At 58.0% G+C, this 231-nt stretch carries 1 pseudogene; it reads right to left on the reverse strand.

Going from position 1 to position 231, the window contains the following annotated elements:
• A pseudogene (locus KUG39_RS16975) lies at positions 1-231 on the reverse strand (photosystem II q(b) protein); the annotation flags it as partial.

Consider the following 231-nt stretch of genomic DNA (forward strand, 5'->3'; position numbering starts at 1 on the left):
CCATCAAGGATGGACTGGTTGAAGTTGAAGCCGTTCAGGTTGAAGGCCATCGTGCTCACGCCCAGGGCGGTGAACCAGATGCCGATCACGGGCCAGGCAGCCAGGAAGAAGTGCAGGCTGCGGCTGTTGTTGAACGAGGCGTATTGGAAGATCAGGCGACCGAAGTAACCGTGGGCAGCCACGATGTTGTAGGTCTCTTCCTCCTGGCCGAACTTGTAGCCGTAGTTCTGG

Origin of the sequence: Synechococcus sp. CCAP 1479/10 (assembly GCF_019038515.1) — a bacterium.
Taxonomy (GTDB): domain Bacteria; phylum Cyanobacteriota; class Cyanobacteriia; order PCC-6307; family Cyanobiaceae; genus Cyanobium.